The 20,497-nt window shown below is 72.6% G+C and carries 17 protein-coding genes and 1 tRNA gene; 8 read left to right on the top strand and 10 right to left on the bottom strand.

Annotation, left to right across the window (positions count from 1 at the left end):
• Nucleotides 1–6 precede the first annotated feature (6 nt).
• Nucleotides 7–3,294, top strand: a complete 3,288-nt coding sequence (locus ABZ404_RS28710) for a S41 family peptidase (RefSeq protein WP_358835801.1) — start codon at nt 7–9, stop codon at nt 3,292–3,294.
• A 300-nt stretch (nt 3,295–3,594) separates the two neighbouring features.
• On the opposite strand, the gene ABZ404_RS28705 is transcribed toward ABZ404_RS28710, so the two are convergent.
• Complete coding sequence (locus ABZ404_RS28705; RefSeq protein ID WP_358835804.1) at nt 3,595–4,215, bottom strand: MerR family transcriptional regulator; 621 nt, start codon at nt 4,213–4,215, stop codon at nt 3,595–3,597.
• Between the two features lie 223 nt (nt 4,216–4,438).
• Between ABZ404_RS28705 and ABZ404_RS28700 the strand changes: the two genes are divergently transcribed.
• The 4 genes from ABZ404_RS28700 to ABZ404_RS28685 are packed head-to-tail and all read left to right on the top strand — an operon-like array spanning nt 4,439 to nt 8,114.
• Nucleotides 4,439–6,007: an NAD(P)/FAD-dependent oxidoreductase gene (locus ABZ404_RS28700; protein WP_358835800.1), complete on the top strand. Its 1,569-nt coding sequence runs from the start codon at nt 4,439–4,441 to the stop codon at nt 6,005–6,007.
• Nucleotides 6,004–6,924 carry an alpha/beta hydrolase gene (locus ABZ404_RS28695; protein WP_358835799.1) on the top strand — a complete coding sequence of 307 codons (921 nt, stop codon included), beginning with the start codon at nt 6,004–6,006 and terminating at the stop codon, nt 6,922–6,924. The genes ABZ404_RS28700 and ABZ404_RS28695 overlap by 4 nt, the downstream gene beginning before the upstream one ends.
• A complete protein-coding gene (locus ABZ404_RS28690) occupies nt 6,921–7,808 on the top strand; it encodes an SDR family oxidoreductase (protein WP_358835798.1) in 888 nt (295 codons plus the stop codon). Before ABZ404_RS28695 ends, ABZ404_RS28690 begins: the two co-directional genes overlap by 4 nt.
• Before the next feature lie 18 nt (nt 7,809–7,826).
• Entirely contained in the window at nt 7,827–8,114 is a 288-nt protein-coding gene (locus ABZ404_RS28685; RefSeq protein ID WP_358835797.1) for a hypothetical protein, read from the top strand.
• A 73-nt stretch (nt 8,115–8,187) separates the two neighbouring features.
• On the opposite strand, the gene xth is transcribed toward ABZ404_RS28685, so the two are convergent.
• Entirely contained in the window at nt 8,188–8,991 is an 804-nt protein-coding gene (gene xth / locus ABZ404_RS28680) for an exodeoxyribonuclease III (protein ID WP_358835796.1), read from the bottom strand.
• A gap of 58 nt (nt 8,992–9,049) precedes the next feature.
• Here xth and ABZ404_RS28675 point away from each other — a divergent pair, with 58 nt between their 5' ends.
• Nucleotides 9,050–9,532 carry a GNAT family N-acetyltransferase gene (locus ABZ404_RS28675; protein WP_358835795.1) on the top strand — a complete coding sequence of 161 codons (483 nt, stop codon included), beginning with the start codon at nt 9,050–9,052 and terminating at the stop codon, nt 9,530–9,532.
• A gap of 140 nt (nt 9,533–9,672) precedes the next feature.
• Here the strand turns inward: ABZ404_RS28675 and ABZ404_RS28670 are convergent.
• The 7 genes from ABZ404_RS28670 to galU form a co-directional block, all read right to left on the bottom strand.
• Nucleotides 9,673–9,746 (bottom strand) — tRNA-Ala (locus ABZ404_RS28670).
• A gap of 75 nt (nt 9,747–9,821) precedes the next feature.
• Nucleotides 9,822–11,009: a gephyrin-like molybdotransferase receptor GlpR gene (glpR, locus tag ABZ404_RS28665; RefSeq protein ID WP_358991045.1), complete on the bottom strand. Its 1,188-nt coding sequence runs from the start codon at nt 11,007–11,009 to the stop codon at nt 9,822–9,824.
• 142 nt (nt 11,010–11,151) lie between these two features.
• Nucleotides 11,152–11,757, bottom strand: coding sequence for a GNAT family protein (locus ABZ404_RS28660; RefSeq protein WP_358835839.1), 606 nt, complete (start codon nt 11,755–11,757; stop codon nt 11,152–11,154).
• A gap of 17 nt (nt 11,758–11,774) precedes the next feature.
• Nucleotides 11,775–12,332, bottom strand: coding sequence for a MogA/MoaB family molybdenum cofactor biosynthesis protein (locus ABZ404_RS28655; protein WP_358835842.1), 558 nt, complete (start codon nt 12,330–12,332; stop codon nt 11,775–11,777).
• A 65-nt stretch (nt 12,333–12,397) separates the two neighbouring features.
• Nucleotides 12,398–12,898 carry a cyclic pyranopterin monophosphate synthase MoaC gene (gene moaC / locus ABZ404_RS28650; protein WP_358835838.1) on the bottom strand — a complete coding sequence of 167 codons (501 nt, stop codon included), beginning with the start codon at nt 12,896–12,898 and terminating at the stop codon, nt 12,398–12,400.
• Between the two features lie 59 nt (nt 12,899–12,957).
• A complete protein-coding gene (gene glp / locus ABZ404_RS28645) occupies nt 12,958–14,259 on the bottom strand; it encodes a gephyrin-like molybdotransferase Glp (protein ID WP_358835837.1) in 1,302 nt (433 codons plus the stop codon).
• Entirely contained in the window at nt 14,256–15,167 is a 912-nt protein-coding gene (galU, locus tag ABZ404_RS28640; RefSeq protein WP_358835836.1) for a UTP--glucose-1-phosphate uridylyltransferase GalU, read from the bottom strand. The genes glp and galU overlap by 4 nt, the downstream gene beginning before the upstream one ends.
• Before the next feature lie 93 nt (nt 15,168–15,260).
• On the opposite strand from galU, the gene ABZ404_RS28635 reads away from it, so the two are divergent.
• Nucleotides 15,261–15,854: a 5-formyltetrahydrofolate cyclo-ligase gene (locus ABZ404_RS28635; protein WP_358835835.1), complete on the top strand. Its 594-nt coding sequence runs from the start codon at nt 15,261–15,263 to the stop codon at nt 15,852–15,854.
• A gap of 30 nt (nt 15,855–15,884) precedes the next feature.
• On the opposite strand, the gene ABZ404_RS28630 is transcribed toward ABZ404_RS28635, so the two are convergent.
• Entirely contained in the window at nt 15,885–18,632 is a 2,748-nt protein-coding gene (locus ABZ404_RS28630) for a penicillin acylase family protein (protein WP_358835834.1), read from the bottom strand.
• A 201-nt stretch (nt 18,633–18,833) separates the two neighbouring features.
• Here ABZ404_RS28630 and ABZ404_RS28625 point away from each other — a divergent pair, with 201 nt between their 5' ends.
• Complete coding sequence (locus ABZ404_RS28625; RefSeq protein WP_358835841.1) at nt 18,834–20,408, top strand: potassium/proton antiporter; 1,575 nt, start codon at nt 18,834–18,836, stop codon at nt 20,406–20,408.
• Nucleotides 20,409–20,497 lie beyond the last annotated feature (89 nt).

The raw sequence follows: 20,497 nt of genomic DNA, 5'->3' as shown, positions 1-20,497 counted from the left end.
TGACGCGTGAGCGACGCACCCGAGGACGACCAGCAGCCGGCGCCCGTCAGCGACGGCGCCTACCTCCGCTTCCCCCATCTGCACGACGACTTGCTCTGCTTCGCCGCCGAGGACGACCTGTGGGTGGCGCCCCTCGTCCCCGCCGGCCACCGCCCGTCGCGGGCCTGGCGGATCACCGTGGACCGCACCAAGGTCAGCCACCCCCGGTTCTCCCCCGACGGCTCCCGGATCGCGTACACGACCTGGCGCAGCCTGGACCCGGAGATCCATCTGGCCCCGGTCGACGGCGGCCCGGCCCGGCGGCTGACCTACTGGGGCTCGCCCGACACCCGGGTCTGCGGCTGGACCCCGGACGGCCACATCCTGGCCGTCTCCTCCCACGGCCAGCCCTTCTCGTACTTCTCCTGGGCCTACAGCGTCCCCACCGACGGCTCCCCGGGCGGACGGCTGCCCTGGGGTCCGGTCTCCGACATCGCCTGCGCCGACCTCGACGGCGAGCGCCGCACCCTGCTGCTCACCGGCAAGCCGCCGCACGAGCCCGCCGCCTGGAAGCGCTACCGGGGCGGCGCCATGGGCCGGCTGTGGCTGCACGGCGAGCGCCTCCTGCCGGACATCGGCGGCCACCTCGACTCGGTGATGTTCGTCGGGGACCGGATCGCCTTCCTCTCCGACCACCAGGGCGTCGGCAACCTCTACTCCTGCCGGCCCGACGGGTCCGACCTGCGCCGCCACACCGACCACGACGAGTACTACGCCCGGCACGCCTCCTCGGACGGGCGCCGGGTGGTCTACCAGTGCGCGGGCGACCTGTGGATCGTGGACGCGCTCACCCCCGACTCCGTCCCGCGCCGCCTGGACGTGCGCCTGGGCGGCCCGCGCGCCGGACGGCGTACGTACCAGGTGCCGGCCGCCAGCCATATCGACGCGCTCTCGGTCGACACCACCGGCCGGGCCAGCGCAGTCGTGGTGCGCGGCAGCCTGTACTGGCTCACCCACCGCGACGGCCCGGCCCGCACCATCACCGACACCGCGGGGGTCCGCGTCCGCCTGCCCGAGATGCTCGGCACCGGCGGCCAGGTGGCGTACGTGACGGACGCGGACGGCGAGGACGCGGTCGAGATCGCGTACCTGCCCCGGGCCAGCGGCGACCGCGAGCCCAGGCGGCTGGCCTCCGGCGAGCTCGGCCGGGTCCAGGAGCTGATCGCGGACGCGGAGGGCGAACGCCTGGCGATCGCCTCGCACGACGGCCGGCTGCTGCTGATCGACGTCACCGAGGAGTCCGACGGCGAGGTCACCGAGCTGATCCGCTCGATCAACGGACCCGTGCGCGACCTGGCGTTCTCCCCGGACGGCTGCTGGCTGACCTGGTCCCACCCGGGCATCGGCCGCTCACTGCGCCAGATCAAGATGGCCCGGATCGCCGGTCCCGGTGCCCGGGTGATCGTGGACGTCACCAACGGCCGCTTCGAGGACGAGAACCCGGTCTTCACCCGGGACGGGCGCTATCTGGCGTTCCTGTCCTGGCGCGGCTTCGACCCGGTCTACGACGTCCACACCGGCGACCTGTCCTTCCCGCTGGGCTGCCGCCCGTATCTGGTCCCGCTCTCCTCGGCCACCCCCTCGCCCTTCGCGCTGCTGCCCGACGGGCGCCCGGCGGCGGGCGGGCTCGACCCGCTGGAGGAGTCGGGCGACGGCACGGTCACGGTGGAGGTGGAGGGCCTGGAGAGCAGGGTCACGCCGTTCCCGGTGGCCGCCTCCAAGTACTCGGCGCTGCACCCGGTCTCCGGCGGCGGTCTGGTGTGGCTGCGCTGGCCGATCTCGGGGGCGCTGGGCGAGACCTTCGCCAATCCGGCGGACACCTCCGGGCGCCCGACCCTGGAGCACTTCGACATCACCAAGGCGCGCAAGACCGAACTCGTCGACCACCTCGACTGGTTCGCGGTGAGCGGCGACGGCAGCCGGCTGGTGGTCGTCGACGAGGGCGACCTGCGGGCCGTGCCCGCCACCGAGTCCGGGGACACCGACTCCACCATCTACCTCGACCTGCGCCGGATCCTGCACGAGGTGGACCCGCCCTCGGAGTGGCGCCAGGCCTTCGACGAGGCGGGCCGGATCATCCGCGCCTACTTCTGGGAGCCGCACATGTGCGGCATCGACTGGAAGGCGGTCCTCGACCAGTACCGCCCGCTGGTCGAACGGGTCGCCTCCCCCGACGAGTTCGCCGACCTGCTGCGGGAGGTGCTGGGCGAGCTGGGCACCTCGCACGCCTACGTCTCGGCCGCCCGCAGGAACGAGGGCCCGCCCCACTACCAGCGCCCCCAGGGCCTCCTCGGCGCCAACCTCGTCCACCGCGAGGAGGGCTGGATGGTCCGGCGCATCCTGCCCGGCGACTCCTCCGACTCCAAGGCCCGCTCCCCGCTGGCCGGCACCGGCATCCGCGAGGGCGCGGTGCTCACCCATGTCGACGGCCGCCCGGTGGATCCGGTGGCGGGCCCCTACCCGCTGCTCGCGGGCTCGGGCGGCACCACCGTCGAACTCACCTTCCGGCCCGCCGAGGGCGGCGGCCGCTCCCGCCGGGTCGCGGTGGTCCCGCTGGTGGACGAGCGCCCGCTCCGGTACCAGGACTGGGTGGCCAAGCGCCGTGCGGTGGTACGGGAGCTGAGCGGCGGCAAGTGCGGCTACCTCCACATCCCGGACATGGGCGGCTCGGGCTGGGCCCAGTTCAACCGGGACCTGCGCCTGGAGATGTCCCGCCCGGCGCTGATCGTCGATGTACGGGGCAACGCGGGCGGACACATCAGCGAGCTGGTGATCGAGAAGCTCACCCGCAAGATCATCGGCTGGGACCTGACCCGGGACGCCCAGCCCGTGAGCTACGCCTCCAACGCGCCCCGGGGCCCGGTGGTGGCCCTGGCCGACGAGGCGACCTCCTCCGACGGCGACATGATCACCGCCGCCTTTCGGCTGCTCGGCCTCGGCCCGGTAGTCGGCCAGCGCACCTGGGGCGGGGTGGTCGGGATGACCGGCCGCCACACGCTGGGGGACGGCACGGTGATCACGGTGCCGATGAACGCGGCCTGGTTCGACGACTACCAGTGGTCCATCGAGAACCACGGCGTCGACCCGGACCTGGAGATCCTGCGGACCCCGCTGGACTGGGCGGAGGGCCGGCACGCCCAGCTCGACGACGCGGTACGCCTCGCACTGGACCTCCTGCACGGCACCCCCGCGGCGACACCCCCCGGCTACACGGCAGCCCCGGACAGGCGCCGCCCCGACCTGCCACCACGGTGAGCCCTGCCGGCCGGCGACGCCCCGGTCACGGGTCGCCGACGGCTGGTCACACAGTCCCCGCGCCCTTGAAACGCCGCTGCCCGGCATCCCCTGAGCGCCCCGGAGGGGCGCATCCAGGGGCGCGGGGAACTGCGCGACCAGCCACCCACCGGCCCGCAGGTGAAATCCCGGCCCGACAAGGGGCGCGGGGAACTGCGCGAGCAACCCTCCACCGGCCCGCGGAAGAAATCCGGACCCACTAAGGGGCGCGGGGAACGGCGCGAGCAACCCACCACAACCCGCAGACGAAGAACGCCCCGATCAGGACTCGCCCGCCAGACGGCGGTCCATGGCCAGGGACAGCTCCGCCTCCACCACCTGCCCGGCCAGAGGCCGCAACCGGGACAGATCCTCGTCCGGGGCGTGCGTCCGCAGCAGCTCGACGAAGAGCGCGGCCAGCGCGTCCGCGTGGGCGCGCACCTCCCGCCCCGCCGCGAGCACCGCCGCCAGCGGCACCCCCTCCCGCACCAGCGCGGCCGAGACGTCGAGCAGCCGCCGGCTGATGTGGACGATCTCCTCGCCGTCGACCGCGAGATAGCCGAGGTCGAGCGCGGCCGCCAGGTTCTCCGGGGTCACCTCGCCCGCGAAGTGGTCGGCGAGGGCCTCCGGTGTCAGCCGGACCGGGGTCTCCTCGGTCGGCTCGACCAGCCCGAGCGCCTCCCCCGCGTCCCGCCCGGACTCGAAGGCGGCGGTCAGGTCCGCGATGCCGGAGAGGGTGTGGCCGCGCTCCAGCAGGGCGGCGACGGTGTGCAGCCGGGCGAGGTGGCGCTCGTCGTACCAGGCGATCCGGCCCTCGCGCCGCGGCGGCGGGATGAGGCCGCGCTCGCGGTAGAACCGCAGCGTGCGTACGGTGATGCCGGCCTTGGCGGCCAGCTCCTCCATGCGGTACTCCCGGGGCCCGCCCGCGGCGCCGCCCCCGTCCCCGCTCCCCACTCCTGCGTCTGCCACGTCGGCCAGCCTATGTTGTACCGCCGGTAACTTTCCCCCGCTCACCCCTACCGCTCGGTATGCCGCTGCTCTACTCTCCCAACTGTGCCAGTGATTACTGGCAGAGTTTCGCGTCATTCAGACTCTCCGCACAGACGTCCTGCATGGAGGCGGTGGCATGGTCCAGCACGAGCGCGAGCCCGAGCACGTACGGGTGGCGGTGATCGGGTCCGGATTCGGCGGGCTCGGGGCCGCGGTCCGGCTGCGGCGGGAGGGCATCACCGACTTCGTCGTCCTGGAGCGGGCGGGCTCGGTCGGCGGGACCTGGCGGGACAACAGCTATCCCGGGTGCGCCTGCGACGTACCGTCGCACCTGTACTCCTTCTCCTTCGCGCCCAACCCCGACTGGCCGCGCACCTTCTCCGGGCAGGAGCACATCCGGGCCTATCTGGAGCACGTCGCCGACACCTTCCGGCTGCGCCCGCACATCCGCCTCGACCACGAGGTCACGCTGATGCGCTGGGACGGCGAGCAGCTGTACTGGGTGGTCGAGTGCGCGAACGGCAGCGTCCTGCACGCCGACGTCGTCGTCTCCGCGACCGGGCCGCTCTCCGACCCCAAGATCCCCGACATCCCCGGCCTGGACACCTTCCCCGGCAAGGTCTTCCACTCCGCCCGCTGGGACCACGACTACGACCTGAGCGGCAAGCGCGTCGCCATGATCGGGACGGGTGCCTCCGCCATCCAGATCGTCCCGGCCGTCCAGCCGAAGGTGCGCGCCCTCACCCTCTTCCAGCGCACCCCGCCGTGGGTCATGCCGCGGATGGACCGGGCCATCACCGCACCCGAGCGCTGGCTGCACCGCCGGCTGCCGTTCACCGGCGCCGCGCGCCGCGGACTGCTGTGGGGCATCCGGGAGTTGCAGGTCAGCGCCTTCACCAAACGGCCGAACGAGCTGGGCCTCGTCGAGTCGCTGGCCAAGCGCAACATGGCGCGGGCCATCAAGGACCCGGCCCTGCGCGCCAAGCTGACGCCCGACTACCGCATCGGCTGCAAGCGCATCCTGCTGTCCAGCGAGTACTACCCGGCGCTCGCCAAGCCCAATGTGGACCTCGTCGCCTCCGGGCTCAGCCAGGTGCGCGGCTCCACCCTGGTCGCCGCCGACGGGACCGAGACCGAGGCCGACGCGATCATCTTCGGCACCGGGTTCCACGTCACGGACATGCCGATCGCCGACCGCGTCATCGGCGCGGAGGGGCACACGCTCGCGGAGGCGTGGAAGGGCGGCATGGAGTCGCTGCGCGGCGCCACGGCCGCCGGCTTCCCCAACTGGATGACGATCATCGGGCCCAACACGGGCCTCGGGAACTCCTCGATGATCCTGATGATCGAGTCGCAGCTCAGCTACATGGCCGACTACCTGCGGCAGTTGGACGTCCTGGGCGGACGCGTGGCGCTCGCCGCCCGGCCCTCCGCCGTCGGCGCCTGGAACCGGCGCGTGCAGGAGCGCATGAAGCGGACCGTGTGGAACACCGGCGGCTGCACCAGCTGGTACCTGGACGCCAGTGGCCGCAACACCACCATCTGGCCCGGTACGACCGGCGAGTTCCGCAGGGCGACCCGCGGGGTCGACCTCGCGGAGTACGAGGTGGTCCGCGCCGGAGCCGCCGAACCGGCCCCCGCCGCACCCGTCAGCGCCCAGGAGCCGGACGCGAGCCCGAACGCCCCCGAGGCGGTGGCCTCGTGAGACGCCCCGCGCACGTCACCTCGGGCCCCTTCGCCCCGCCCGAGCCCGCCCGTACGCTCACCGCCGTCTCCGCCGACGGCGCCCGGCTGCACGTCGAGGTGCACGGCCCCGAGGGCGCCCCGGCCGTCGTCCTCGCCCACGGCTGGACCTGCTCGACCGCCTTCTGGGCCGCGCAGATACGCGCCCTGGCCGGGGACCACCGGGTCGTCGTCTACGACCAGCGCGGCCACGGCCGTACGGCCGCGAGCCCGATGTGCTCCGCCGAGGCGCTCGCCGACGACCTGGAGGCGGTGCTGGGAGCCACCCTCGCGCCGGGCGAGAAGGCGGTGCTCGCCGGGCACTCCATGGGCGGGATGACGCTGATGGCCGCGGCCGGCCGGCCGGCCCTGCGCGAGCACGCGGCGGCGGTGCTGCTCTGCTCCACCGGCAGCTCGCGCCTGGTCGCCGAGTCGCTGGTGGTGCCGCTGCGGCCGGGCCGGCTGCGCACCCGCCTCACCGCGGCCGTCCTCGGCTCCAGGGCCCCGCTCGGCCCCGTCACACCGGTGGCGAAGAAGGTCCTGCGGTACGCGACGATGGGCCCGGGGGCCGCCCCGGACCGCATAGAGGCGTGCGCCAGGATCGTGCACGGCTGCGCCCGGGGCCCCCGGTACGCCTGGTCGCAGGTGCTGGCCGGGCTGGAGATCGACGCCCGGATACGGGAGTTGACGGTGCCCACCGCCGTGGTGGCGGGCACGGCCGACCGGCTCACCCCGCCGGTGCACGCCCGCCGGATAGCGGCGGCGCTGCCCGACTGCGTGGGCCTCACCGAACTCACCGGCATCGGCCACATGACGCCGATGGAGGCCCCCGAGGTCATCACGGAACGCCTGCGTGAACTGGTCCGTACGTATGTGAGCGTCGAGGAGGAAGTGGCATGAGCAGGGTGAGCCTGGAGGGGCAGGTCGCGGTCGTCACAGGCGCGGCCCGGGGCGTCGGCGAGCTGCTGGCGCGCAAGCTGTCGGCGCGCGGCGCCAAGGTGGCCCTGGTCGGCCTGGAGCCGGACGAGCTGAAGCGGGTGGCCGCGCGGCTGCACACCGAGGCCGAGTCCTGGTTCGCGGACGTCACCGACCACGAGGCGATGGCGCGGGTCGCGGGCGAGGTCAAGGAGCGGTTCGGCAAGGTCGACATCGTGGTCGCCAACGCGGGTGTCGCCTCGGGCGGCCCGTTCGTCGACTCCGACCCCGACGCCTGGCGCCGGGTGATCGAGGTGAACCTGATCGGCGGCGCGGTCACCGCCCGCGCCTTCCTGCCCGTCCTGATGGAGAGCCGGGGCTACTTCCTCCAGATCGCCTCGCTCGCGGCGATCACCCCGGCGCCGATGATGTCGGCGTACTGCGCGTCCAAGTCGGGCGTGGAGGCCTTCGCGCACAGCCTGCGGGCCGAGGTGGGTCACAAGGGCGTACGGGTCGGGGTCGGGTATCTGTCCTGGACCGACACGGACATGGTGCGCGGCGCGGACCAGGACGCGGTGATGCGCGAGCTGCGGCAGCGGCTGCCGTGGCCGTCCAACCGCACGTATCCGCTGGGCCCGGCCGTCGACCGGATCGTGGCGGGTGTGGAGCGCCGTTCCTCGCACGTGTACGCGCAGTGGTGGCTGCGCGGGATGCAGTCGGTGCGCGGCTACCTGCCGGCCGTCATCGGTGCGGTGGGCCAGCGCGAGATGCGCCGTTTCGAGCCGCGGCTCGGGTCGGTGAGCCGGGGTCTGGTGGGCGCGGGAGGCGCCGCCGACGAGCAGGAACGCACCCTCCGTGACCTTCCGTAACTGATCGAAATGCGCCGTATGTCCTCGCGTGCCACGCTGGTCGAGGCCCGGCGGAGCCGAGGGAAAAGCCCCGGCACCCGGCCCCTCAACACCCTCGTAGGAGTGAACTCGATGGGCATCAAGGACCAGTTCCAGGACAAGGCGCAGCAGGCCCAGCAGAAGGGCAAGCAGGCGATGGGCGCCAAGAAGGACCAGCAGCAGGAGCGCGCCCGCCAGGCCCAGCAGAAGGGCCGCGAGCTGCCGGACGAGGCCCAGCGGGCCTCGCAGGCGCAGCAGGACAAGTTCGACATGGACTACGACGCCTAGTCGCACTCCTGTGAACGAGAGTGGCGCGTCCCGGGTCGCCCGGGACGCGCCACTTCTCCGTGCGGGCGCCGCCCTAGTTCCCGTACACGACGGTCACCGGGGCGTGGTCGCTCCACCGCTCCTCGTGGGTCGCGGCGCGCTCGACGTAGCCCTTGACCGCACGGGCCGCCAGGCCCGGTGTGGCGAGCTGGTAGTCGATGCGCCAGCCCGCGTCGTTGTCGAAGGCCCGGCCGCGGTAGGACCACCACGAGTACGGGCCCTCCTGGTCGGGGTGGAGGCCGCGCACCACGTCCACGTAGCCGCCGTCACCGGCGTCCAGGACGCGCGAGAGCCAGGCGCGCTCCTCCGGCAGGAAGCCGGCGTTCTTCCTGTTGGCCCGCCAGTTCTTGAGGTCGGCCTCGTGGTGGGCGATGTTCCAGTCGCCGCAGACGACGACCTCGCGCCCGTCGGCCGCGGCCCGGGCGCGGAGCTCCTTGAGGTAGGGCAGGAACTCGCCCATGAACCGGTACTTCTCGTCCTGCTTGGCGGTCCCGGCCTCACCCGACGGCAGATAGAGGCTGGCCACGGTGGTGCCGGGCAGGTCCGCCTCGACGTACCGGCCGCTGCCGTCGAACTCCGTACTGCCGAACCCGACCCGCACCCGCTCGGGCTCGCGGCGGGTGTAGAGCGAGACCCCGGCCCGGCCCTTGGCGGCGGCGGGGGCGTGCACCACGTGCCACCCCTCGGGCTCGCGCACCTCGGCGGTGAGCTGCTGCGGCTCGGCCCGCACCTCCTGGAGGCACACGACGTCGGCGTCGGAGCCGGCCAGCCACTCCAGGAACCCCTTCTTGGCGGCGGCGCGAAGCCCGTTTACATTCACAGTGGTAACAGTGAGCACCCGCGCACCCTACCCACCCGGTCACCGTGATCGTCTGCATAGAAGTACGCTCTACCGCATGCATATACGTACGCTCGGGTACGACCACCCGGATGCCGTCAAGCTCAACGACCAGGTGCAGCTCGAATACGCCGAGCGCTACGAGGACGAGGGCGACGCCACGCCCCTGGACGCCTCGATGTTCCGGCCGCCCCGCGGGCTCTACCTGATCGCGTACGACGAGCGGGACCGCCCGGTCGCCACCGGCGGCTGGCGCAGCCAGGACGAGAACGACGAGGGCTACTCGGACGGCGACGCCGAGCTCAAGCGCATGTACGTCGTACCGCAGGCGCGCGGCCTGGGTCTGGCCCGCCGCATCCTCGCCCTCCTGGAGGACGACGCCCGCGCCGCGGGCCGCACCCGGATGGTCCTGGAGACCGGCGACCGCCAGCCGGAGGCACTCGCCCTCTACGCCTCCAGCGGCTACGCGCCCTGCCCGAAGTTCGGCTACTACCGCCACTACCCGAGCAGCATCTGCTACGCCAAGTCCCTGCTGCCGTGAGGCCGCCGGGCCGCCCGGACGGGCGGCCACGGGCGGGCGCCCCTCCGGGGGCCGGAACGACGAAATCCCGGCCGGACGGTGACCGTCTGACCGGGATTTCGTACACCCTTCGCGGGTGAACCCGCAGTGGGTTGTTGTTGTGGACCTGAGGGGATTCGAACCCCTGACCCCCTCGATGCGAACGAGGTGCGCTACCGGACTGCGCCACAGGCCCTTGCAACGGGTGAAACATTAGCACCCCGACGGGGGTGCTTGGAAATCCGGTCCCCGCTGGTCAGCGAGACGGGCTTCACTCGTTGGCCGCGCGGGGGCGGTCGTCGTCCGCGTACTGGTCGAAGAGCGGGGTCCGCCCGCTCCCCGTCGACATGCGGCGGCGGGGCGCCGGAGGGGCCGGAACCGTCGGGTCCGCGGTGGAGGAGCGGGCCGAGGACCAGGTGTCGGGGGCGCCCAGGTCGATGCTGCCGGTGGCGCGCGGGGCGACGGGGGCCGTCACATACGTGGGGAGCGGCACCGGGACCGGCTCCCAGCTGTCGCCGCGCTCGGGGCCGCGCTCGCGCTGCTGGTCGACCCACTCGGCGTGGTCGGTCTGCTCCACCAGCGCGCGCCGGTCGGCCTCCTGCGGGGAGACGACCGGCTCGGGCTCGGGGGCCGGGTGGGGCTCCGGCTCGTCCTCGGGCTCCGCGGCGGCGGGCTGACGGCGCGGCTGGCGCTCGCGCAGCCGCTGCGCGGCGGCCTCGGCGCGGCGGCGGTCCATGACGAACGCGAACCTCCGCCGCTCCTGGGCGCGCAGATGCATGATGTACGCGCTGAGCAGGACGGCCGGGGCCGCGGGCGCCCACAGGAAGCCGAGGCCGCCCACCGCCGCCACCACCGCGCCCAGGGTGAAGGCCAGGAAGAGGACCACCGTCGTACGCCGGCGGCGCGCCAGGACCGCGCTGCGCCGGGCGCGCCGGGCCCGCTCTGCGGCGGCCGCGGAACGATCCTCACGCCGGCGCGCGTCACCCTGCCGCGCGCCCCCGGACCGCTCGTCACCACCGCGTCCGCTCCCGCGGCGCTCCTCGGGACGCGGGGCCTCGTGGGCGGGTTCGGCGGGATGCGGGACCTCGGCGCGCTCGGGGCGGGCCTCCTCGGGACGTGGCTCCTCGCGTTCGCCGCGCCGCTGCGCCCCGGCACCGGTCGGGTGCTGTCGCGGCACGGCGAGGTCCCGGACGTCGACGCCCTGGGCGGGGTCCCCGAGGAACTCCGTGGGCGCGTCCGGGTCGGCGTCGGGTGCGGGGTCGCCGGAACCTCGCTGCCTGAGCTCCCTGGCGTAACGGCGCTCCATGGCCGACCGTCCGGACAGCAGCCGGATGGCGGTGCTGAAGCGTTCCGTCGGACGGGCCTCGTTGAGCTCGTCCTGCCTGCGGAGCCACATCGGCACCAAGTAGGCGGCCCAGGCCCCGACGATGACTGCGTAGATGAGGCCGCTGCTGCTCACACCCCACACGGTAGAGGGACGGGCGCGAAGGGATACGCCAATTGAGCCGGTGTGTCGCACGATCTGGCTGATAAGACCGGCTTTTTTTGTGATTCTTCAGATCGGTTCGCGGTCATACCGGGACTGAATTCGAACGTCTATTTCATTTCTCGTGGTGCGCCCGACGTGCCTGCTTCCACCTGTGGAGCAGCCCCTCGGGCACCTCCTCCGCCGTCAGCGCGTACACCAGGTGGTCCCGCCATCCGCCGTCGATGTGGAGATAGCGCGGGCGCAGCCCCTCCTCGCGGAATCCGAGTTTCTCCACCACGCGCCGGCTCGGCCCGTTCTCCGGGCGAATGCAGACCTCCATGCGGTGCAGTCCGACCGTACGGAAGCAGTGGTCGGTGGCGAGCGCGACGGCGGTGGGCATGACACCGCGGCCCGCCACCTCGCGGTCGACCCAGTAGCCGACGTGCCCCGAGCACATCGAGCCCCAGGTGATCCCGGCGACCGTGAGCTGGCCGACCAGCCGGCCCTGGTACTCGATCACGAACGGCAGCATCCGGCCCGCGTTCGCCTCGGCGCGCAGGTGCCGGACCATCTGCCGGTAGGTGGGCCGCCGGGCGGCCGGGGCGCCGGGCGCGGGCGGCGGGATGGTCGCCTCCCAGGGCCGCAGCCACTCGCGGTTGCGCCGGTTGACCTCGCGCCAGGGGCGCTGGTCACGCAGCCTTATGGGACGGAGGAGGACATCGCCGTCCGTCAGCTCCACCGGCCATGAGGGAACGTTCAGCTCGGGCTCCCCACGGGTCTGGGGTGGTCGCCGCCCCGCAGCTGGTCGACGGCGTGTCGCAGCAGCCGCTCCAGGACGGCCAGTCCGTCGCGGACGCCGCCGGTGGAGCCCGGCAGGTTGACGATCAGGGTGCGGCCGCCCGCCACCCCGGCGAGCCCCCGCGAGAGCGCGGCGGTCGGGACCTTCGCCAGGCCCTCGGCGCGGATCGCCTCCGGGATGCCCGGGACCTCGTAGTCGAGGACGCGGCGGGTGGCGTCGGGGGTGCGGTCGGTGGGCGAGATGCCGGTGCCGCCGGTGGTGACGATCACGTCGTACCCGGCGGCCGTGCCCGCGCGCAGCGCCTGCTCCACCGGGTCGCCGTCCGGCACGACCAGCGGTCCGTCCACGGCGAAGCCGAGCCCCGCCAGGCCCTCGGCGAGGATCGGGCCGCCCCTGTCCGCGTACACCCCGGCCGAGGCGCGGTTGGAGGCGGTGACGACGAGCGCCGCGTACGGGGCGAGGAGTGCGGCGCCGAGGCCCGCGAAGTCGCCGGGGAAGGGGGGCGCGTTCTCCACCCCGGGGCGGCTCGGGGCGCCGCCGGCCGGCCTGGGGGACGTCCGGCCGGTGTCGTCCGGCGCGCTCACGCCGTGGCCCCGTCCGGCTCGGGGCGGGACCAGTCGCCGGACTTGCCGCCGGTCTTCGTCTCCACCCGTACGTCCGTGATGACGGCCGCCTTGTCCACGGCCTTCACCATGTCGACGACGGTCAGCGCGGCCACCGACACGGCGGTCAGCGCCTCCATCTCGACGCCCGTGCGGTCGGTCGTCCGCACCGTCGCCGCGATCTCCACCGCGTCGTCCGCGACCGTGAGGTCCAGCTTCACGCCGGACACCGCCAGCGGGTGGCAGAGCGGGATCAGGTCCGGGGTGCGCTTGGCGCCCATGATCCCGGCGATCCGGGCGGTCGCCAGGGCGTCGCCCTTGGGCACGCCCTCGCCGCGCAGCAGCTCGATCACGCGCGGCGAGACGCGTACACGGCCGCTCGCGCGCGCGGTGCGGGCCGTCACGTCCTTCTCGGAGACATCGACCATACGGGCCGCGCCCGCCTCGTCGATGTGCGTCAGCCTGCCTTGCGTACTCATGGTGTGGCGCTCCCGGTCCGGCCTGTGTGGGCAGACACGCTACCGCCACCGGGGCCCCGTCAGCCGAGCAGGACCACCTCCACTTCGGAGCCGGGCTCCACGGAGGTGACGTCCTCGGGGATGACGATCAGGCAGTCCGCCTGGGCCAGGGCCGCGATCAGATGCGATCCGGAGCCGCCGACGGGGGTGACGGCCTCCTGGTCCGGGTCGTGGCTCCCGCGCAGGAACTGGCGCCGGGCCGCCGGGGAGGTGAGCGCCTTGTCGCTCCTGAGCGCGGCACGCGCGCGTGGCCGGTGCACCTCCGGCAGGCCCATCAGGGTGCGGATGGCCGGGCGGACGAACAGCTCGAACGAGACGTACGCCGACACCGGGTTGCCGGGCAGGGCGAGCAGCGGGGTGTGGTCGGGGCCGATCGAGCCGAAGCCCTGGGGCTTGCCGGGCTGCATGGCGAGCTTGCGGAAGTCGATGCCGCTGCCCGGCTCGTCCTCGTCGCCGACCGAGGAGAGCGCCTCCTTGACGACGTCGTACGCCCCCACGCTGACGCCGCCCGTGGTCACCAGCAGATCGGCGCGGATCAGCTGGTCCTCGATGGTGGCGCGCAGGGTCTCGGCGTCGTCGGTGACCGCGCCCACCCGGTACGCGATGGCTCCCGCGTCGCGCGCGGCGGCGGCCAGGGCGAAGCTGTTGGAGTCGTAGATCTGGCCCTCGGCCAACTTCTCGCCGGGCTGGACCAGTTCGCTGCCGGTCGACAGGACGACCACGCGCGGGCGCGGGCGGACCTTCACCGTGCCCCGGCCGATCGCTGCGAGCAGGCCGATCTGGGGCGGGCCGAGCACGGTCCCGGCGGCCAGCGCGAGGTCGCCCGCCCGCACGTCGCTGCCCGCCGCGCGGACGTGGGCGCGGGCCTCGGCGGGCCGGTGGACCCGGACCTCGCCGCTCGCGCCCTCGGGGGCGCCGCTGGCGGCGCGCATGCCGGTGGCCGCGCCCCCGCCCGTACCGCCGTCGGTCCACTCGACCGGGACCACGGCCTCGGCGCCGGGCGGCAGCGGGGCGCCGGTCATGATCCGGGCGGCCTCGCCGGGGCCGACGGACAGGAGCGCGCCGCTGCCCGCGGCCACGTCGCCGATCACGGTCAGCACCGCGGGGAACTCCTCGCTGGCCCCCGCCACGTCCGCCACGCGCACCGCGTACCCGTCCATCGAGCTGTTGTCGAAGGGCGGCAGCGCGAGCGGCACCGTGACGTCCTCGACCAGGACGCAGCCCTGGGCGTCGGGCAGTTGCAGCTCGATGGGTTCGAGCGGCGCCACCGCGGCGAGGACGTCCTCCAGGTGCTCGTCGACCGACCAGATCGTGTTGCTCAAGGTGCCTGCATCTCCTCGGTCACGTAACTGCGAAGCCAGGCCTTGAAGTCGGGGCCCAGGTCTTCACGTTCGCACGCGAGTCTGACAATGGCACGCAGATAGTCGCCTCGGTCGCCGGTGTCATAGCGCCGGCCCTTGAAGACCACGCCGTGCACCGGGCCGCCGACCTTCTCGTCCGCGGCCAGCTGCTGGAGCGCGTCGGTGAGCTGGATCTCGCCGCCGCGGCCCGGCTCGGTCTGACGCAGTATCGCGAAGACCGCGGGGTCCAGGACGTACCGGCCGATGATGGCGAGGTTGCTCGGCGCGTCCGCCGGGTCGGGCTTCTCCACCAGGCCGGTGATCCGGACGACGTCGCCGTGGCCGGTGGGCTCCACGGCCGCGCAGCCGTAGAGGTGGATCTGGGAGGGCTCGACCTCCATCAGGGCGATCACGCTGCCGCCCTCGCGCTCCTGGATCTCCACCATCCGCGACAGCAGCGGGTCGCGCGCGTCGATGAGGTCGTCACCGAGGAGCACCGCGAAGGGCTGCTCGCCCACGTGCGGCGCGGCGCACAGCACCGCGTGGCCCAGGCCCCTGGGGTCGCCCTGGCGCACGTAGTGCATCGCGGCGAGGTCGCTGGACTCCCGGACCTTGGCGAGCCGGGCCTCGTCGCCCTTGCGGGAGAGGGCCTCCTCCAGCTCGTAGTTGCGGTCGAAGTGGTCCTCCAGGGGGCGCTTGTTGCGCCCCGTGATCATCAGTACGTCCGAGAGGCCCGCGGCGACCGCCTCCTCGACCACGTACTGGATCGCGGGCTTGTCGACGACCGGCAGCATCTCCTTGGGGGTGGCCTTGGTGGCCGGCAGGAAGCGGGTGCCGAGGCCTGCCGCCGGAATGACAGCCTTGGTGATCCGTGGGGGCGACTGAGTCATGCGCAGCACACTAACCGCTGCGTATGTGCGGAAGATTATCCTCCGGTTAATACGGCCTCATAAACAGGCATTTGAGGGGATTGTGAAAACACTGTGAGTGATGATGCAGCCGAAAAGGCCCTCTTGCGCGCGGAACTCCTGGGTGCACGGCGCCTCCTGACGCCGCAGGACGTCGAACGGGCGGGCGAGGAGCTGGCCCGCCGGGCGCTGGGGCTCCCGGAGCTCGCGACGGGCGGGACCGTCGCCGCGTACGTCTCGGTGGGGCGTGAGCCGGGGACGCGCGCGCTGCTCGACGCGCTGCGCACCCGTGGTGTGCGCGTCCTGCTGCCCGTACTGCAATCGGACAATGACCTGGACTGGGCCGAGTACGAGGGCGCGGACCGGCTCGAACCGGCCGGGCGGGGGCTCCTTGAGCCGTCGGGGGCCCGGCTGGGGCCCGCCGCCGTGCTGGAGGCGGGCGCCGTGCTGCTGCCCGGCCTCGCCGTGGACGCGCGCGGGATGCGCCTGGGCCGGGGCGGCGGCTCGTACGACCGGGTGCTCGCCCGGATCGCGGCGGCCGGGCACGATCCCGCGCGCGTGGTGCTGCTCTACGCGAACGAGGTGGTCGCGCGGGTCCCGGAGGAACCGCACGACCACCCCGTCCAGGTGGTGGTCACCCCGAAGGGCGTGACCCGCTTCCCGGTCTGAGGCCCGAAGGCCGCGACCGGGGGCGGAGGCTCACGGCTTCAGCGTCAGTGTGTCGACCGTCGAGGCGCCGACCGCCCTGGCGCTGAAGGACCAGTCCAGCTGCTCGCCCCTGGCCCACTTCCCGGTCTGGTCCGAGTAGTGCGCGCTGTAGGCGTGGCCGGAGGCGCCGGTGAGGTTGATCCACTTCGACTTGTCGAAGTCCTTCAGGTTCACCACCATGCGCATCGAGGGCACCCAGGTGACCGAGTAGTCGCCGCCGCCCGCGTTCCAGCCGGTCGCGTTGACCGCCGCCTCGCCGCCGCCCAGGTTCCACGGGCCGCGGTTGAGGAGGAACCGCACGATGCCGGGGCCGTCGGTGCCGAGCGTCTGGTTCTTCAGGATCAGCTGGTGCAGCTGCCCCCAGCTCCAGGTGCTGACGTCCTTGCCGAGCTTGGCCGTCAGCTCCCAGCGGGCGTCCTTCATCGCGCGCGCCAGCAGCTGGTCGCGGGTCTTGGTGGCCGGGTCCAGACGGCTCTTGGGCGTCTGCCACCACTCGTTCTTCTCGTCGTTGAAGATCCGCCGGACCACCTCGAACCAGCGGTCGCCGCCGTCGGGCTGCGCCGAGTCCGCGGCCCGCTGGCCGCACTCGCGCACCAGGCCGTTGAGGTCGTCCACCGGGCCGGAGCTGTCCGGCGGGCGCACGTTCAGGCACTCGCCCTCGACCCTGAGCTCCTTGGGGAGCTTGTTGCCGAAGGCCAGCTTGAGGACGTTGCGCCACACCGCGTTGAAGTAGGCGGCCGCCCCGGAGTCCGCCTCCTGGGTGTAGTCCCAGCCCTCCAGCAGCTTCTGCGCCTCGCGCACGGACGGGTCGGGGACGTCGATCTTCAGCAGCGCGGGCGTCAGCAGCGCGGCGATCTCGCTGCTGTTGTCCATCTGCATCTTCTGCATGTCCTCGGTGGAGACCTTGCCGCCGTCCTTGATCTTCGACTCGATGAGGTCGTTGATCCGCTGGCTGCGGGTGCCGTAGCCCCAGTCCCTGGTCAGCAGGTACGGGTACTTCTTCTCGTCCACCACGGCCTGGTTGGCGGTGACGATGTAGCCGCGCTTGGGGTTGAACTCGTACGGCAGCTGGTCGAAGGGGACGGGCGCCGGCTTCCAGTTGTACTTGGAGTCCCAGCCCGGGGCGGGCACGGAGCCGTCGTAGCCCTTGGCGCGGACCGGGATCCGCCCGGGCGCCTGGTAGCCGATGTTGCCCTTGGTGTCGGCGTAGATCATGTTCTGCGAGGGGACCTCGAAGTCCTTCGCCGCCGCCCGGAAGGACTTGAAGTCCTTGGCCCGGTCGAGCTCGAAGACGGCGTCCATGGACTTGCCGGGCTCCAGCGCGGTCCACTTCAGGGCCACCGCGTACCCCTCGCCCCGGTCCGGGGCGGAGGTGGCCACGGGGGCCTTCTTGCCGACCTTCTCCAGCTCGTCGTCGCGGTCGGAGACCAGCGGGCCGTTGTTGGTCTCGCGCACGGTGATCGTCTTGCTCTTGCCACCCGCGACCTTGATGACCTCCTCGCGCGTGGCGAGGGCCTTCTGCTGGTTGTCGTAGAGGTAGGTGCCGCCGGGGGCGATCTTCTCCAGGTACAGGTCGGTCACGTCGGCGCCGAGGTTGGTGAACCCCCAGGAGACGTCCTGGTTGTGGCCGATGACCACACCCGGCATGCCGGAGAAGGTGTAGCCGGCCACGTCGAAGCCGCAGGCCGCCGAGACCGTACGGCAGTGCAGGCCCATCTGGTACCAGAGCGAGGGCATCATCGGCGCCAGGTGCGGGTCGTTGGCGAGCAGCGGCATGCCGGTCGTCGTGTACGCGCCGGAGACGACCCAGGAGTTGGAGCCGATGCCGCTGCCGTTGGCGCCGAGGAAGGCCGGGATCTTGTCGAGGCTCTCGGAGAGGCGTGCGAGCTGCGTCTGCGCGCCCTGGGTGGCCTGCTGGACCGTCGACCCGGTCCCGCCGCCGGTGCCCGGCTCGCGGTTCGGGTCGTACTTGCCGGTGACCTTGCTGACCGAGCCGCCCTCGACGATCGGCCGGTGGGTGGCCGTCGGGTACGGCGGGTACAGGTCCTTGATCTGCTTGGGCGCGAGCCGGCTGGTCATCAGGGACCGGTCGATCTCGTCCTGCATGTTGCCGCGCAGGTCCCAGGCCATCGCCTTGAGCCAGGCCACCGAGTCGACCGGCGTCCACTTCTCGACCTTGTAGTCGTGGACGAAGTCCAGCGCCGCGTACTCGACGGAGATGTCCTTGGGGCCCTTGCCCTCCAGGTAGGCGTTGACACCGGCGGCGTACGCCTGGAGGTACTTCTTCGTCTGCGGTGACAGCTTGGTGTCGTACTCCCGCTGCGCGACCCGGCGCCAGCCGAGAGTGCGCAGGAAGGCGTCGGTCTCGACCTGGTCCTTGCCGAACATCTCCGACAGCCGGCCGGAGGTGACGTGGCGGCGGACGTCCATCTCCCAGAAGCGGTCCTGGGCCTGGACGAAGCCCTGGGCCATGAAGAGGTCGGTGTCGTTGTCCGCGTAGACCTGCGGCACCCCGTAGTCGTCGCGCTTGACCTCGACCGGGCCGCCGGTCAGACCCTTGAGCTGGAGCGACCCCGTGGTCTGCGGGAAGGAGGCGCGCACGGTGCTGATGCTCCAGTACGCGCCGAAACCGACACCCGCGACGAGCGCCAGCACCAGGACGATCAGGATCAGACGGGCACGGCGTCCCTTCTTCCTGACCTTCGTCTTGGCGGAAGGGGCGGTTGTGGTGGAGGGCATCGCTGTCCTTCGAGGGGCAGGGTGGTCCTAGTGCTGGAGCAACCATAGGCGCAGCGACCGACAGCCCCGGACGCGGTGTCTTGTATGAGCGTCAGCCCGTCCGGCAGACACCTTCTTGCGTAAAGAACTCGTCAAAGATTAGGTAAGGTAACGAAGTACCGTTGCCCGGAGGAACGTTTCCGCGTCGGTGCGTGAGGGCGCCTGACGGCGCGTGAGGGGAAGGATCGGCCACTGACTGTCCACCATCTCAACGAGCTCCTGCTCATCTGCTCGCTCGTCCTGCTCATCGCCGTCGCGGCCGTGCGCGTCTCCTCCCGCAGCGGGCTCCCCAGCCTGCTCCTGTACCTCGGGATCGGGATCGCCATAGGGCAGGACGGAATCTTCGACGTCCAGTTCGACAACGCCGAGATGACCCAGGTCATCGGCTATGCCGCACTGGTGGTGATCCTGGCCGAGGGCGGTCTGGGCACCAAGTGGAAAGAGATCCGCCCGGCGCTGCCCGCGGCGGTCGTGCTCTCGATCGTCGGCGTCGCGGTGAGCGTGGGGGTGACCGCGGCCGGTGCGCACTACCTGGTCGGGCTCGAATGGCGGCAGTCACTGATCATCGGCGCGGTAGTGTCCTCGACGGACGCCGCGGCCGTCTTCTCCGTCCTGCGCAAGGTCCCGCTGCCGTCCCGGATCACCGGCGTCCTGGAGGCCGAGTCGGGCTTCAACGACGCCCCGGTCGTCATCCTGGTCGTCGCCTTCTCCACCCCGGGCCCTGTGGAGTCCTGGTACGCCCTGCTCGGCAAGATCGCCCTCGAGCTGGCGATCGGCGCCGGGATCGGCCTCGCGGTCGGCTGGCTCGGCTCCTGGGGCCTGCGGCACGTGGCGCTGCCCGCGTCCGGCCTCTACCCGATCGCCGTGATGGCGATCGCCGTCACCGCGTACGCGGCGGGCGCCATGGCCCACGGCTCCGGCTTCCTCGCCGTCTACCTGGCCGCGATGATCCTCGGCAACGCCAAGCTGCCGCACTGGCCCGCCACCCGCGGCTTCGCCGACGGGCTCGGCTGGATCGCCCAGATCGGCATGTTCGTCCTGCTCGGCCTGCTCGTCACCCCGCACGAGCTGCCCGACGACTTCTGGCCCGCCGTGCTCATCGGCCTGGCCCTGACGATGGTGGCCCGGCCGCTGGCCGTACTGATCAGCGTGGCGCCGTTCCGTATGCCGTGGCAGGAGAAGGCCCTGATGTCCTGGGCGGGGCTGCGCGGCGCCGTGCCCATCATCCTGGCCACCATCCCCATGGTCTCCGGGATCGAGGGCAGCGAGCGCGTCTTCAACATCGTCTTCGTCCTGGTCGTCGTCTACACCCTCGTCCAGGGCCCGACGCTGCCCTGGCTCGCCAGGAAGCTGCGGATCTCGGACGTGGAGACCGCATCCGACCTCGGCATCGAGTCCGCGCCCCTGGAGCGGCTGCGCGGCCATCTGCTGTCGGTGGCCATCCCGCCGGAGTCGCGGATGCACGGCGTCGAGGTGCACGAGCTGCGGCTGCCCCCCGGCGCCGCGGTCACCCTGGTCGTCCGGGACGGCAAGAGCTTCGTCCCCGGGCCGACGACCGTCCTGCGGCGCGGCGACGAGCTCCTGGTGGTGGCGACCGACCCGGTGCGCGACGCGGCCGAGGCACGGCTGCGGGCGGTCGGGCAGGGCGGCAAGCTGGCCGGCTGGCTGGGGACGGGCGGGCCCGGCCCGCGCCCGGACCAGGGAACCAGGGGAACGACCGGACGAAGGTCGGGTTGAGACGAAGGTCCGGTTAATCAGAGGTGTGATCTCGATCATCCGCGCGCTTTCACAGGCGCGGAGTCGAATCCCCCTGTACCATGAAGGCA

The sequence above is a fragment of the Streptomyces sp. NPDC005878 genome, assembly GCF_040629815.1.
Taxonomy (GTDB): Bacteria; Actinomycetota; Actinomycetes; order Streptomycetales; family Streptomycetaceae; genus Streptomyces.
Note: the sequence above shows the minus strand (reverse complement) of the source record. Positions and strands in the feature narration are given on the sequence as shown.

Bases quoted from the DNA above. Each gene is read 5' to 3' on its own strand.
- ABZ404_RS28630 (WP_358835834.1), bottom strand. From the start codon at position 18,632: ATGCCCTCCACCACAACCGCCCCTTCCGCCAAGACGAAGGTCAGGAAG.
- ABZ404_RS28705 (WP_358835804.1), bottom strand. From the start codon at position 4,215: ATGGAGGAGCTGGCCGCCAAGGCCGGCATCACCGTACGCACGCTGCGG.
- ABZ404_RS28675 (WP_358835795.1), top strand. From the start codon at position 9,050: ATGCATATACGTACGCTCGGGTACGACCACCCGGATGCCGTCAAGCTC.
- ABZ404_RS28700 (WP_358835800.1), top strand. From the start codon at position 4,439: ATGGTCCAGCACGAGCGCGAGCCCGAGCACGTACGGGTGGCGGTGATC.
- galU (WP_358835836.1), bottom strand. From the start codon at position 15,167: ATGACTCAGTCGCCCCCACGGATCACCAAGGCTGTCATTCCGGCGGCA.
- ABZ404_RS28685 (WP_358835797.1), top strand. From the start codon at position 7,827: ATGTCCTCGCGTGCCACGCTGGTCGAGGCCCGGCGGAGCCGAGGGAAA.
- ABZ404_RS28690 (WP_358835798.1), top strand. From the start codon at position 6,921: ATGAGCAGGGTGAGCCTGGAGGGGCAGGTCGCGGTCGTCACAGGCGCG.
- moaC (WP_358835838.1), bottom strand. From the start codon at position 12,898: ATGAGTACGCAAGGCAGGCTGACGCACATCGACGAGGCGGGCGCGGCC.